The organism is Variovorax sp. P1_G12 (genome assembly GCF_056405555.1).
Genome location: NZ_JBFUBW010000020.1, coordinates 21,939 through 35,391, shown reverse-complemented (window position 1 = coordinate 35,391; position 13,453 = coordinate 21,939). Strand labels below are relative to the sequence as shown.

Here is a 13,453-nt window from a genome sequence, read left to right as displayed (position 1 = left end):
CGGAGCGTGGGGGCATCAGTAGCGCAGCCAGGTCCCCTTCAGCTTGGCCTGCCCCACGCCCGGCTTGCTGAAGTCGCACACGCCCTGCGCAAAGATCGCCTTCAGCCGCGCCTCCTCGGGCCCGGTGAACACCGCCGGCGCATAGTCCGCGACGTCCACGGGCTTGAGCTGGCACTTGAGCACGTCGTCGCTCACCGGGCCGCCCGCCACCATGCGCGGCGCCGGGGTCTTCGGATAGAGCGTGTTGCACTTGCCGCTGCCGCTCATGGTGGCCGCCTCCATGTAGCGGGCGCTGTCGTTCACGTCCCAGCACGAGTCGACCGCGTCGCCCGGCTTGTGCCGCACCACCTTGTCGGCCGTGAGCGTGGCCGGGTCGGCGGTGATGCCGTCCAGCCAGGACGTCATGAGCGTGAGGCGGGTGAGGATCAGGTCCTTCAACAGCAGCGACAGCGGAAGGACCTGCTCCGGCTTGCCGACCAGCTTGGCCAGGTCCGGGTGCGGGAACAGCCAGATCACCTGGTTGTCGGCGCGGCCGTTGGCCTTCTGGAGTTGCTCTCGGATCTTGATGTCGTTGTAGATCGTGTGGATGTCGCCGCCGGGCTCGGCGTAGGGATGCACGCTCAGGATCGGCACCGTCGCCAGGCCGCCGCCGCCCGAGCCGATCCGGCCCAGTTCATAGCTTCGCGCCAGCGCCTGCGCGTCGGCCACCGTGCGCTGCGGCTTCACGATGTTGCCGTCGACGTCGTAGCCGCCGATGGTCTCGTTCAGGTCCAGGAACTCGGTCGTGGTGACGAGGCCCTTGCGAAGCGCGTCGAGGCCGTACTGCACGCCGACGTTGTCCAGCGGACGGCGCGCGAAGCCGGTCGCGGGGTCGCGCCCGAGGCTGTTGGCGTTGATGTCGTACACCGTGCAGCGCGCGCCCGCCGGGTTGGTCAGCGGGCTGTAGACCTTGGTGCCGTCGTTCAGGCCGCAGGCCGGCGTGACCGATCCGCTGGTGGCCAGCACGGCGTCGCCGTTGCCCTTGTCCCAGCTGGCGCAGGTGATGCCGAAGGGCGTGTTCAGGTGGCCTTCGAAGGCCCTGCGCACCGTGGAACTGGCCGGTGGGTTGGCGATGAAGTAGCGGTTCAGCAGCCGGCAGTCCGAGACCGCCATCGCGGTGCCGAAGACATCCGGAAAGGCCGAGTCCGGCATGATCCCGTCGAGGATGCCCGGATAGTTCTGCGCGATCAGCATCTGCTGGATCGCACCGCCCGAGCCCCCCATGCCGACCACCCAGCGCGGCACGCCGTAGGCCTTCGCGATGTGCTCGCGCAGCATGGTGGCGGTCTCGGCGGCGACCACGTCGTTGACGTTCACCTTGTTGACGTTCAGCGTCGAGACCACGTAGGCGAAGCCGCGCTCCAGCGCCTTCACGCTCTGCTGGTCGACGGGATCGGCCTTGAAGGCCTCGTTCACCGAACTGGCGCCCTGGTTGTACTGGGCGGCGGTCGACTCGCCGAAGCGGAACACGACGCGCTGGTTCCAGCCGGCGCTGTTCCATTGGCCGGCGACGGCGGGGTCGTCGAGCACCGCGATGCGGTAGATCGAGCGGTTGATGGTGCCGGACTCGACCCGCACGATGAAGGGCACCGTCTTGCCGTCGATCGTCGTCGCCGTCGCCAGATCGGCCGGCCGCGCGCCCAAGGGGTCGCCCAGCGGCTTGCGCACGCCGGCCGCCGTGAAATAGAACCAGTCGTAGCGCGTGGCGACCGAGCAGCTCGCGTCCAGCGGCGCGCCCAGGCCGGACTCGGAGGTGCGGCACTCGAAGGGCGAAAGCTGCGGGCCCGAGAACATCGGGCCGGTGATCGGATGGTTGGTGAGCGTGAGCTCGCCTTGGGCCTTGCCCGGGCCGGCCTGCGCGACCAGCTGGTTGCTCCCGAGCGCCAGGCCCGACACCAGTCCGCGCAGCGTGCGGCCATCGGCCGAGGCCTTCAGCATCGCGCTCACGTCGGTGCCATCGCGCAGCACACGCACCTCGGCGGCATCCAGCCCCTTCGGCACGTCGACCTCGACCAACGCATCGCCGCCGCTGACCAGGTCGGGGCGGCTCGACAGGACCGCGATCTTGAGCGCCCCCGGCGTGGTCTTCACCGGGTCGGAAACGCCACCGGCGGCCGCCGGCGGCGGGGCGACGGTGCTGGCCGGAGGCAGGCCGACGGCGGAGCTCCCGCTGCTGCCCCCGCCGCAGGAGGCCAGCGCGCCCAGCAGCAGGCTGCCGGCGAGCACTGCCAGGAGAGGGGGCCGCAGCCGGGCGTCGCGTTTCACGGGGTTCATCGAGGTCTCCTTGTCGTTCTCGTTCGGGCTCACAGGCCCGCGGGCCGGCCCAGGTCGGGCTTGGCGTAGTCGCAGACGCCGGCGGCGAAGATCCGGTTCAGCCAGGCCTTCTCGGCCGTGCTGAACGGATCGGCCGCGCCGCCCGCGCTCGGCGCGTAGGTGCCGTCGGCCAGCGCCGTGGCGACCGGCTTGGGCGTGCACTTGAACAGGTCGCCACGGTACGAGTCGCCAGCCACCATGCGCGGGCTGGTGTTGACCTTGAAGGCCTGGGTGCAGGCACCCGCGCTGTTCTTGTCCAGGATGCCGCCCCACACCCCGGGGCCGGCCGCGATGGACTGGCCCGCCGCGTCGAAGCACTGGTCGGCGAAGCGTGCCGGCCTGGCGCCGCTCGTGAGGTAGGCGTCGAGCACCGCGAGCGCATCCGTCGCCCGCGTGGCCACGTCGGCCTTGCTGGTCTCGTGCGTGAACCAGATCACCTGGTTGGCGGCATTGCCGCCGCCGGCCACCAGTCGGGCGCGGGCCGAGAAGGACTGGCGGGAGTTGTGCATGTCGAGCACGTCTTCCTTCCACGGCCGCAGGTCGATCAGCGGGATGTCCAGCGTCTTGCCGGTGAACACCTGGCCCGAGGTGTAGGCCAGGTTCATCGCCTTGAGGCTGCCGCTGCGGCGCGGCGCTGGCGTGCCCGCGTCGGTGCGGCAGTCCGCGCTGCGCCGCATGTTGCGGCTGTCGAAGGGGTCGGTGCCAGACAGCCAGTCGACGAATTCGTTCTGTTCCTTCCAGCTGCCGGCACAGGCGTTGATGCGCAGGAACTCCTCGGTCGTGATCGCGCCGTCCTTCAGCGCCTGCAGCCCGTACTGCACGCCGACGTTGTCGATCGGGATCGGCGCGAAGCCCTGGGCGTCGGTGCCGTAGATGTTGGCCAGGTCGTTCCAGTGGGTCCACTTGACGTTGGCGAAGGCGTTGGGCCAGCCCAGGGTGGTCGCGGCAGCGAAATAGTCAGGAACGATGAAGGTCGGATTGAAGACCAGCGGCCCGGCGCCCAGCCAGCTCTTGACGCACTCGGAAGATTTCAGCGTGTCGCTGGTCGCAAGCCCCTCGATCAGCGTGCGACTGCTCCAGGTGGCCCACATCGATCCCGGGGCCAGCGCCGTCTCGTCCTTGAAGTACTGCTCGAGCAGCGAGCAGTCGGACACGTAGGTCACCTGCGTCACCATGTCGGGATAGGACTGGATCGGCACGCCCCCATCGAACAGGCCCTTGGGCCGGTTCTGGCCATAGACGTACTGCTGCACCGCGCCGCCCGAGATCCCCATCGCGACCGTGTACTTGGGCGCCCCATAGGTCTGGACGAAGTGCTCCTTGACCATCACGGCCGTTTCCTCGCCGAGCTGGAGGTTGTAGTGCACGCCGGTCTCGTTGCCCGAGGAAGAAACGACCGCATAGCCCTGCTCGAGCAGGCGCGGCATGACCGGCTTCTCCTCGCTCCAGAGGCCGCCGAACCACATCGCCTTGCCCTGCTGGTGGCCGATGCCGACGCCGCCGCGCATCCAGTAGACAAGCTTCTTGTTCCAGGCCGTGTTGTCCAGGTCCTTCGGCTGCGCGGTGGTCTCCGCGAACGGCGCCAGCATCGCCACGCTGTAGGCGAAGCGGTTGATGGTGCCTGCCTCCACGCGCACGACGAACGGCACGTCGACGCCGTTGACCTGCACGCGCCGCATGTCGGCCGGCGGCGTGGTGAACTGGGTCGCCGGATCGAAGGCCGCGAAGTCGCTGCCGTTGTAGTAGACGTAGCGCAACTGGGTCTTCACGCCGCAGTACCGGCTGTGGCCAAGCAAGGGGCTGCTGGCGTCGCCTGGCTTCTGGTAGATCGGCTGGCCGATGCCTTCGTGGTTGTCGACCTCGGGCGCGCCGAGGCTCGACAGCTGGGTCAGGCACAGGAAGGGCTGCTGCTGCGGCCCGCTGAAGGCCGTTTCGCCGGACGGCCCCATTTCGCCGAGCCAGAACTTGAGGCCCGCCAGCGAGACTTCGGGCCGCGGCGTACCGGATTCCGGGACAACCGGCGTGCCCGGACCCGGCCTGACCGGGGCGGCGGTCGGCACCCCGCCGGCGCCGGAGGCCGCCGGTGTCTGCGTTGCGGGCGGGCTGAACAGGCCCGCGCCGCCACTGCTGCCCCCACCGCACGCGACCAGCGCCACCGCGGTCAAGGCGACCCCCATCCAGGCAGCCGCGAGCCGCGCCTGCTTCCAGCACTCGTTCATTCGCTTGTCTCCGTCGTTCTCGTTGTGGGCGCGCGCCAGAGGCGGCACGCCGTCCGATGCTAGTGAGAGCGCGCTCCAACGACCAGTCAGATCAACGGGAAGTTCGTGTCAGATAAACGGGCCCCGGCCCCAGGGGAACTACCGACGCGTCTACGGCTTAACGCGGATGCGAGCCGCAGTCCGAGGCGGCACAATGGATTAACTAGATAGAAAACAATCGGAGACAAGGCTGCGTGCGCCGGGAGACCGGTGGGCGCAAAACACCATGACGCACGAACCCCTTGATACAAGCGGGATCGAACCCGTTCCGTTTCGCGGGATCGTGGAGCAGTCCGTGGCCGGGATCTACATCCTGCAGGACGAGCACTTCCAGTATTCCAACGCGACCTTCGGCGCAATGGCCGGCTACTCGGTCGACGAGATGACCGGACGCCCGCTGCGCGAGTGCGTGCCGCCCGACTACGAGGCGGAGGTGATGGACCGCTACAACCGGCGCATCTCGGGCGAGGTGAAGAGCATGCGCTTCATCACGCAGGGCCTGCACCGCGACGGCCGCGTGGTCTACATCGAAGTGCACGGCGAGGCCATGCAGTACCGCGGGCAGCCGGCGATCGTGGGGGTCGGCGTCAACGTCAGCGCCCAGGTGCAGCGCGATGCCGAGCTGCAGCAGTCGCGGCAGGAGTACCGCCAGCTCGCCTCGCACCTCAACAGCATCCGCGAACAGCAGCGCGCCGACTACGCGCGCGAGGTGCACGACGTGCTGGGCGGCCTGCTGACCTCGATGAAGCTCGACGTCGGGCGCATCTCGCGCCGCTCGCGCTCGCGCACCATCCGCGGCATTGCGACGGACCTGAACGCGCTGCTGCTCGAAGCCATCGACAACGTGCGCGAGCTGTCGGAATCGATGCGCCCGCAGCTGCTCGACCACCTGGGCCTGCACGCCGCGATCGCGGGCCACCTGGCCCGCTTCCGCGAGCGCTCGGGCCTCAAGGTGAGCATGCAGCCGGACGAGTTCGATCTCGACCTGTGCCGCTGGCGCTCGATCGCGGTCTACCGGATCTTCCAGGAGGCGCTGACCAACGTGGCGCGCCATGCCAGGGCGACCGCCGTGGCGGTGCGCCTGCGCCGCAGCGACGACGCCTTCTGGCTCGAGATCGAGGACAACGGCTGCGGCATGCCCGGCGCCGGCAGCATCCGGCACGACGCCACCCGCCATTCGCTCGGACTGATCTCCATGCGCGAGCGCGCGCACGAGATCGGCGGCACCCTGCTGATCGACTCCGCCCCGGGCGCCGGCACCCGGATCACGCTGCACGCACCGATCATCGACAACCCGCTGCTGCGCGCATGATCAACGTGCTGATCATCGACGACCATGCGATGTTCCGCTCGGGCCTGCGCAAGGTGCTTCAGGATGCGCCGGACATCGCGCGGGTCGAAGAGACCGGCGAGTGGCGCGACGGGCTCGCGCTGCTCGAGCGCGGCGACACCCACGTGCTGCTGCTCGACATCAACCTGCCCGACACCAGCGGGCTGGACGTGCTCGACACGGTCCATGCGCGCTTCCCGGCGGTGCACGTCGTCATGCTGAGCATGTACGCGGCGCCGCAGTACGCCATCCGGGCGCTGCGCAACGGCGCCAAGGGCTATGTGGCCAAGGACATGGAGGCGAGCGACCTGATCGCGGCGATCCGCAACGTCAACCGGGGCAAGAAGTTCATCACCCCCGCGGTGACCGACGCGCTGCTCGACTCGGTGAACGGCCTGGCGCCTCATCCGCGACCGCACGAGCACCTGTCGGCGCGCGAGTCGCAGATCATGCGGATGATCGTCGCGGGCGAGGCCTTGACCGCGATCGCCGAACGGCTGCTGATCAACGTGAAGACGGTGAGCACCTACCGGCGGCGGATCCTCGAGAAGCTGGGGGTCGCCTCCAACGCGCAGCTGGTGCAGTACGCGGTGCACAACGGCCTGCTCGACTGAAGCGCCCGGGCGGGATCGGCCTGCGTGGCGGGGATCAGGCCGGCAGCCTGAACAGGCTGGTCGCCTCGAGGTCGAGCACCGGCAACTGGCGCTGGTTGAAGAGCCGCCAGCGCCAGCGCAGGATGCCCAGCGTCGGCCGCTTCTCGGAGCGCCGCACCTCGATCACGTCGGCCAGCAGGCGCAGGCTGTCGCCCGGGCGCACCGGATTCGGCCACTTGAGGAAGGCCAGGCCCGGCGAGGCGAAGGATTCGGAGCCGGCCAGCGCCGCCTCGGTGACCAGCCGCATCGCGATCGCGCTGGTGTGCCAGCCGCTCGCGATCAGGCCGCCGAAGGGCCCCTCGGACGCCGCCTCGGCGTCGGTGTGGAACCACTGCGGGTCGTAGGCCCGAGCGAACTGCAGGACTTCCGCCTCGGTCACGAGGTACGGGCCGGCCTCGATGACGCGGCCCGCATGGAAGTCGGCGAACTTCATCGTGGCAGTTCTTTCTGGTCAGTTGAGGACAGAGCAAAAACTGCTGCGCAGTTTCTTGGTCTGTCCCGCAAGGTCTCAGTATGTCTCCAGATGCAGGCGGCCTTCGCGCTTGAGGCCCGAGCCGACCGTGTCCCAGTCCAGACCGGCCTCCGTCGCGACGTCGCGCAGCGCCAGCACCACGCCCTCTTCCATGCTCTTGAGGCCGCAGACGTAGAAGTGGGTCTGGCCGTCCTTGAGCAATTCGGCCAGGTCGGCGGCGCGCTCGCGCATCAGGTCCTGCACGTAGCGCTTGGGGCTTCCCGGCGTGCGCGAGAAGGCGAAATTGATGTCGATGAAGTCCTTGGGCAGCGTCTGCAGCGGACCGAAGTACGGCAGCTCCTGCTGCGTGCGGGCGCCGAAGAACAGCATCAGCTTGCCGCTCTCGAACTTGCCGCTCTTGCGCAGCCGCCGGCGCCATTCGGTCATGGCGCGCATCGGTGCGCTGCCGGTGCCGGTGCAGATCATCACGATGTGCGACTTGGGGTGGTTCGGCATCAGGAACGAGGCGCCGAAAGGCCCGATCACCTGCACCTTGTCGCCGACCTTGAGGTCGCACACGTAGTTGCTGGCCACGCCGCGCACCGGCTTGCCCTGGTGGTCCTCCAGCACGCGCTTCACGGTCAGCGAGATGTTGTTGTAGCCCGGCCGCTCGCCGTTGCGCGGACTCGCGATGGAGTACTGGCGCGCGAAGTGCGCCTTGCCGTTGGCATCGGTGCCGGGCGGGATGATGCCGATCGACTGGCCCTCGAGCACCGGGAACGGCATGGCGCCGAAGTCGAGCACGATGTGGTGGGTCTGGTTCTCGAAGCCGGCCTCGGTGCAGTTGAAGTTGCCCACCACGGTGGCGGTGGTCGGATTCTTCGGCGGATGCAGGTTGGTGTAGGCGTGCGCGGCCGACCAGGGCGGCACGGTGGAACCGTACTGCGCCGAATCGAAAACCACTTCGCCGGGCGCCGCTGGCGGCTGCGGCGGCGCGGCCGGCACTTGCTGCAGCAGCGCCTCCTGTGGCGCACCGACGCCTTCGGCCTCGAGCTGCTCGGGCGTGAGTTCGGCCGGCAGCTCGTCCCAGGTCAGCTGCTCCTCGATCGAGTAGGCGCGCACCAGGGGCATGGTGCGCCAGTTGTCGATCGAGCCGGTCGGGCACGGCGAGATGCAGGCCATGCAGCCGTTGCAGACATCGGCACGAACGACGTAGTTGCGGTCGTCGTGCGTGATCGCATCGACCGGGCAGGTGGCTTCGCAGGTGTTGCAGCGAATGCAGATCTCGGGGTCGATCAGGTGCTGCCTGATCACAGAAACATCGACTGCCATGTCCATCGTGGGTCTCCTCTATCGTCCAGACGGTCCATACCGTTCAGGGTACTTGTACCGCCCCGGCCGCGCATAGCGCCGGCCCCTTCGTGAAACACCGCGGAGCTGGCGTGGCCAGGCCGCTGGTGTTGCCCCCGGTAGGGGGTGGGCGCCCGGACACGAAGTGCCGGGCAACCTGGGGGCGAGCAACAGTTCAGCCGAAGCGAACGTACTCAAAATCCACAGGTTGACGGTTAATGCCCATCACCGGCGGCGCGATCCAGCCGGCGAACTTGCCCGGGTCGACCACCCGGCCCATCAACGATGCCACGAAAGCAAAGTCATCGGGCGTCGGCAGCCATTCGCCCTTCTTCGCGGCCCATTCGGCCTCGCTCACCACCCGGCCGTCCGGCGACATCTTGATGCCGGCCAGCGCGCCGATCTGGCGGTTGAATGCCTTGTGCGGCACGGTCAGGCGGGTCGGGATGCCGGCCTTCTCGAGCACCTTGTTCCAGCGCTGCACGCCGGCCACCGAGTCCTTGATGAAGTCGTCGCGCAGCACTTCGTTGAGCGCGTTGAGCATCGGCACGTCCTTCTCGACGAGCTGGCCGTTCACCACCTCGAGCACCTTGTAGGTCTGGCCCTTGAGCACGTGGTCGTCGGTGCGCTTGCCTTCTTCGTAGCGGCCCTTCAGGCCCGAGCTGTAGAAGATCGCGGCGTTGCTCGACTGGTCGGCGCCGAACAGGTCGATGGTCACGCTGTAGTGGAAGTTCAGGTAGCGCTGGATGGTGCCGAGGTCGATGGCGCCGGCCGCACGCACCTTCTGCGGATCGTCGGTCTTGAGTTCGTTCATGACCTGCGCGGTGCGCTGCAGCACGCGCGACACGCCGCTCTCGCCCACGAACATGTGGTGCGCTTCCTCGGTCAGCATGAACTTGGTGGTGCGCGCCAGCGGATCGAAGGCGCTCTCGGCCAGCGCCGACAGCTGGAACTTGCCGTCGCGGTCGGTGAAGTAGGTGAACATGAAGAACGCCAGCCAGTCGGGCGTCTTCTCGTTGAAGGCGCCCAGGATGCGCGGGTTGTTGGCATCGCCCGACTGGCGCTGCAGCAGCGCCTCGGCCTCTTCGCGGCCGTCGCGGCCGAAGTGCTTGTGCAGCAGGTAGACCATTGCCCACAGGTGGCGGCCCTCTTCCACGTTGATCTGGTAGAGGTTGCGCAGGTCGTACATGCTGGGCGCAGTCAGGCCCAGGTGGCGCTGCTGCTCGACCGAGGCCGGCTCGGTGTCGCCCTGCGTGACGATGATGCGGCGCAGGTTGGCGCGGTGCTCACCAGGCACGTCCTGCCAGGCCTTCTCGCCCTTGTGGTCGCCGAAGTGGATCTCGCGGTTGGCGTCGCCCGGGTTCAGGAAGATGCCCCAGCGGTAGTCGCGCATCTTCACGTGGCCGAACTGGGCCCAGCCCTGCGGGTCGACGCTGACCGCCGTGCGCAGGTAGACCTCGTAGGCGGTCGAGCCATCCGGGCCGACGTCGTCCCACCAGTTGACGAAGTTGGGCTGCCAGCCTTCGAGCGCGCGCTGCAGCGTGCGGTCTTCGCCGAGGTTGACGTTGTTGGGGATCTTTTCGCTGTAGTTGACCGTGCTCATGGCGTGCTTCCTTTGGGAGTTCGTTGTGGGCGGATGGATCAGACGCGGTTCAAGTCGAAGCCGGCCTTCTCGCCGGTGCCGTAGACCTTCAGGGCACCCTTGGCACCGACCGCGTTGGGGCGGTTGAAGATCCAGTTCTGCCAGGCGGTGAGCCGGCCGAAGATGCGGGTGTTCATGTTCTCCTTGCTGGCGAAGCGCAGGTTGGCTTCGAGGCCGGTCAGCGCGTCGGGCGACATCGCGGCGCGTTCCTCGATCGCCATGCGGATCTCGTCGTTCCAGTCGATGTCGTCGGGCGCGGCCGTGACCAGGCCGAGCTTCAGCGCTTCGTCGGCATCCAGCGCCTTGCCGGCGGCGCCGCGCGCGCCTTCCAGCGGAGCGCTCTCTTCATAGAAGCGGCGCTGCAGGCGGCTCTGGTCGTTGACCATCGGGAAGAAGCCGAAGTTGAGCTCGTTCAGCGTCAGCTTGGGCGCCTTCTCGGGCGCGTCGGGCAGCGCCAGCATGTAGGCGCGGTCGGCCGCGAAGGCCAGCTCGGCCAAGGTGCCGGCAAAGCAGGAGCCCTCTTCGACCAGGGCGAACAGGCTGCGCGACGAGACGTCGAGCCGGGCCAGCGTGCGGCGCAGCGCGCCGATGGTCTCGCGCACCAGCCAGTGGTCCTTGTTCGCCAGCATGGTGGCGTCGCTGGCCAGCACGGCCTGGGCATCGCCCTCGGTCTTGAGCAGCCAGGTGCCGATGTCGAGCTCGTTGGTGCGCAGGTTCAGGATCGCGTCGTCGAGCTGGCGCGCCATCGCGAGCGGCCACCAGCCGGCGCCGGCGGCTTCGATCGCGCCGATGTCGGCCGGTTGCGCACCCTTCGGCGCCTTGACCGTCAGGGTCGCGGTGCGGCGGGCGCGGTCGATCTCGACCGTGACGTGCTCGTAGCGCAGGCTGTCGGCGCCGTCCTCGCGCTCGAGGCGTGCCAGGCTGACGCCCTTGCCTTCGGCCGGGCGAAGGCTGCCTTCGGCCAGCTTGGCGGCGCGCTCCTGCACCGCGGCGCCGAACTGGGCCGGCTTGGCGATCGCATCGACCAGGCGCCACTCGACGGCGCGCTGGCCGCGAACGCCTTCGACGCTGGTGCAGAAGATGTCGGCCAGGTCATGGCGCACGCGGCGCTTGTCGGTCACGCGGGTCAGGCCGCCGGTGCCGGGCAGCACGCCGAGCAGCGGCACTTCGGGCAACGAGACCGAGGAGGAACGGTCGTCGACCAGAAGGATCTCGTCGCACGCCAGGGCCAGCTCGTAGCCGCCGCCGGCACAGGCGCCGTTGACCGCCGCGAGGAACTTCAGGCCCGAATGCTTCGACGAGTCCTCGATGCCGTTGCGGGTCTCGTTGGTGAACTTGCAGAAGTTCACCTTCCAGGCATGGCTCGAGACGCCGAGCATGAAGATGTTGGCGCCCGAGCAGAAGATGCGGTCCTTGCCGCTGGTGACGATCACCGAGCGCACCTGGGGATGCTCGAAACGCACGCGGTTCAGCGCGTCGTTGAGCTCGATGTCGACGCCCAGGTCGTAGCTGTTGAGCTTGAGCTTGTAGCCCGGGCGGATGCCACCGTCTTCCGCGATGTCGAGCGACAGGCGGGCCACCGGGCCCTCGACACTCAATGTCCAGTGGCGGTACTGCGTGGGATCGGTGCGGTAATCCACGCGGGCGGGGTGAGCGGCAGTGTCGGTCATGTCGAGGTCTCCTGTGGGGTTCGGGGGCGTCGAGGAACAATAATGCAGTTTTCGAGCGCCAGGACATGCATCATGCTGCATGTTTGCGGACGCGTCAACACTGGAATGACTTTTTTACAGGTCCTGCAACGCCGGCCTCAGACTTCCTGCGCCATGGCCTCGCGCACGGCCGTGCGCAGCAGCTGGAAGCTGTCGGCCAGGCCGCGCCCGCTGGTGTCCACGCTGAGGTCGGCCTTCGAATAGAAGGCCGCGCGGCCGCTCAGGATGCGGCGCAGATCGTCCATCGCCTCCTTGCTGGCGGCCATCGGGCGGGTGTCGCCCTGGGCGGCCACCCGGCCCATGTGTTCCTCGGGTGCGGCTTGCAGCCAGACCGTGGTGCAGTGCGCCAGCAGCTGGTTGAAGGTGGCCGGATCGGAGACGATGCCGCCGGGCGTGGCGATCACCACCTCGCTGTAGATCTGCACCGTTTCCTCGAGTGCGCGCCGCTCGTAGCGGCGGTAGGCGTTGGTGCCGTAGAGGTCGTGGATCTCGCGCACGCTGCAGCCGGCGAACTTCTCGATCTCGCGGCTCAGTTCGACGAAAGGCACTTCGAGGTCGTCCGCGAGCATCTGGCCCAGGGTGGACTTGCCTGCCCCGCGCAACCCGACCAGCGCGATGCGCCGGTGCCGCGCCGGGTCGCCGGCCGCGGTGCCGAGCAATTCGCCCAGCGCGATGCGGGCGCGGCGCAGGTCGGCCTCGCCGCGGCCCTCGAGCAGCTCGCGGATCAGCAGCCATTCGGGCGAGGTGGTGGTCACGTCGCCGACCAGCTCGGCCAGCGAGCACTGAAGCGCGGTCGCCACCTGCTGCAGCACCAGGATCGAGGCGTTGCCGATGCCGTATTCAAGATTGGCCAGATGGCGCTCCGAGACCTCGGCCGCCTGCGCCACGGCCTTGCGCGTCAGTCCGCGGCGGGCGCGCAGGTTGCGCACGCGCTCGCCCAGCGCCGCCAGCAGCGGGTTCTTGGCCTCCTCGGCCGGCGGGGTCGCCTCATGGGGCACGGTCAATACCGCGTCGACAGCTCGCTCGTTCATGGCTCTTTCTCGTTGTCCTCGATGGCCCGCAACTCAGGGTTAACGCGCACTCATGCACTATATTGCTTGACACTCACTGTGTCGGTGCTTATGGTTCGTGTACAGGCAAGATACTGCACGAAAGCATTTGCCGCAAGTTGTTCCCCACGCACGAAGAAATATCCCATGTCCAAGCAAGCCTTCCACCAGCGCGTCGCCGACCTGGCGTCGCAGATCGCCGGCCGGCCGCTCGACGACGAGCTCGACCGCTGGCTCAACAGCCAGCATGGCGCCGGCAGCCCCACCTTCGAAGGCCTCAAGCAGGCCTGCGTCGAGGGCGTGGCCGAAGGCTGGCTGTGCGAGCGCGAGGGCGGCGGCATCCGCTATGGACGGGTGTTCAAGGCCGAGGACGCGCTGGGCCGCTTTTCGGTCGACGTGGTCGACATGCGGGACATCGCCGGGCCGCACCACACGCATCCGAATGGCGAGATCGATTTGATCATGCCGCTGGAGGGCGACGCGACCTTCGACGGCCGGCCGGCCGGTTGGTGCGTCTATCCGCCCGGGAGCGCCCATCACCCCACGGTCGAACAAGGGCGCGCGCTGGTTCTTTATCTCCTGCCCGAAGGGCAAATCCAGTTCACCAAATGACCCACACCCCCAGGTTGGCTCACTGCGTGTAGCCGCCCACCCCCTTG

At 68.3% G+C, this 13,453-nt stretch carries 10 protein-coding genes; 3 read left to right on the top strand and 7 right to left on the bottom strand.

Annotated elements, in window-relative coordinates; translation table 11 throughout:
• Positions 1-15 precede the first annotated feature (15 nt).
• Positions 16-2,313, bottom strand: a complete 2,298-nt coding sequence (locus tag AC1D2O_RS22150; protein WP_478087931.1) for a DUF6351 family protein — start codon at positions 2,311-2,313, stop codon at positions 16-18.
• 29 nt (positions 2,314-2,342) lie between these two features.
• On the bottom strand, positions 2,343-4,571 hold the full coding sequence (locus tag AC1D2O_RS22145; RefSeq protein WP_478157918.1) for a DUF6351 family protein: 2,229 nt from the start codon (positions 4,569-4,571) through the stop codon (positions 2,343-2,345).
• Between the two features lie 265 nt (positions 4,572-4,836).
• On the opposite strand from AC1D2O_RS22145, the gene AC1D2O_RS22140 reads away from it, so the two are divergent.
• Together AC1D2O_RS22140 and AC1D2O_RS22135 are read left to right on the top strand one after the other, a co-directional pair.
• Entirely contained in the window at positions 4,837-5,922 is a 1,086-nt protein-coding gene (locus AC1D2O_RS22140) for a PAS domain-containing sensor histidine kinase (protein ID WP_478087927.1), read from the top strand.
• Entirely contained in the window at positions 5,919-6,554 is a 636-nt protein-coding gene (locus AC1D2O_RS22135; protein WP_478087925.1) for a response regulator, read from the top strand. The genes AC1D2O_RS22140 and AC1D2O_RS22135 overlap by 4 nt, the downstream gene beginning before the upstream one ends.
• Before the next feature lie 34 nt (positions 6,555-6,588).
• Here the strand turns inward: AC1D2O_RS22135 and AC1D2O_RS22130 are convergent, their stop codons facing one another.
• The 5 genes from AC1D2O_RS22130 to AC1D2O_RS22110 all read right to left on the bottom strand — a co-directional run bounded on the left by AC1D2O_RS22130 (position 6,589) and on the right by AC1D2O_RS22110 (position 12,776).
• A complete protein-coding gene (locus tag AC1D2O_RS22130) occupies positions 6,589-7,026 on the bottom strand; it encodes a MaoC family dehydratase (RefSeq protein ID WP_478087923.1) in 438 nt (145 codons plus the stop codon).
• A gap of 75 nt (positions 7,027-7,101) precedes the next feature.
• On the bottom strand, positions 7,102-8,382 hold the full coding sequence (gene boxA / locus AC1D2O_RS22125; protein WP_478157917.1) for a benzoyl-CoA 2,3-epoxidase subunit BoxA: 1,281 nt from the start codon (positions 8,380-8,382) through the stop codon (positions 7,102-7,104).
• Between the two features lie 187 nt (positions 8,383-8,569).
• Positions 8,570-9,997 carry a benzoyl-CoA 2,3-epoxidase subunit BoxB gene (gene boxB, locus AC1D2O_RS22120; protein ID WP_478087919.1) on the bottom strand — a complete coding sequence of 476 codons (1,428 nt, stop codon included), beginning with the start codon at positions 9,995-9,997 and terminating at the stop codon, positions 8,570-8,572.
• 38 nt (positions 9,998-10,035) lie between these two features.
• Entirely contained in the window at positions 10,036-11,706 is a 1,671-nt protein-coding gene (gene boxC / locus AC1D2O_RS22115; protein WP_478087918.1) for a 2,3-epoxybenzoyl-CoA dihydrolase, read from the bottom strand.
• Positions 11,707-11,843: 137 nt separating this feature from the next.
• Entirely contained in the window at positions 11,844-12,776 is a 933-nt protein-coding gene (locus AC1D2O_RS22110; RefSeq protein WP_478157916.1) for a helix-turn-helix transcriptional regulator, read from the bottom strand.
• Positions 12,777-12,941: 165 nt separating this feature from the next.
• Here AC1D2O_RS22110 and AC1D2O_RS22105 point away from each other — a divergent pair, with 165 nt between their 5' ends.
• Entirely contained in the window at positions 12,942-13,406 is a 465-nt protein-coding gene (locus tag AC1D2O_RS22105) for a 4-hydroxylaminobenzoate lyase (RefSeq protein ID WP_478087915.1), read from the top strand.
• Positions 13,407-13,453 lie beyond the last annotated feature (47 nt).

Coding starts and splice junctions, on each gene's coding strand:
- AC1D2O_RS22150 (WP_478087931.1), bottom strand. CDS start 2,313: ATGAACCCCGTGAAACGCGACGCCCGGCTGCGGCCCCCTCTCCTGGCA.
- AC1D2O_RS22145 (WP_478157918.1), bottom strand. CDS start 4,571: ATGAACGAGTGCTGGAAGCAGGCGCGGCTCGCGGCTGCCTGGATGGGG.
- AC1D2O_RS22140 (WP_478087927.1), top strand. CDS start 4,837: ATGACGCACGAACCCCTTGATACAAGCGGGATCGAACCCGTTCCGTTT.
- AC1D2O_RS22135 (WP_478087925.1), top strand. CDS start 5,919: ATGATCAACGTGCTGATCATCGACGACCATGCGATGTTCCGCTCGGGC.
- AC1D2O_RS22130 (WP_478087923.1), bottom strand. CDS start 7,026: ATGAAGTTCGCCGACTTCCATGCGGGCCGCGTCATCGAGGCCGGCCCG.
- boxA (WP_478157917.1), bottom strand. CDS start 8,382: ATGGACATGGCAGTCGATGTTTCTGTGATCAGGCAGCACCTGATCGAC.
- boxB (WP_478087919.1), bottom strand. CDS start 9,997: ATGAGCACGGTCAACTACAGCGAAAAGATCCCCAACAACGTCAACCTC.
- boxC (WP_478087918.1), bottom strand. CDS start 11,706: ATGACCGACACTGCCGCTCACCCCGCCCGCGTGGATTACCGCACCGAT.
- AC1D2O_RS22110 (WP_478157916.1), bottom strand. CDS start 12,776: ATGAACGAGCGAGCTGTCGACGCGGTATTGACCGTGCCCCATGAGGCG.
- AC1D2O_RS22105 (WP_478087915.1), top strand. CDS start 12,942: ATGTCCAAGCAAGCCTTCCACCAGCGCGTCGCCGACCTGGCGTCGCAG.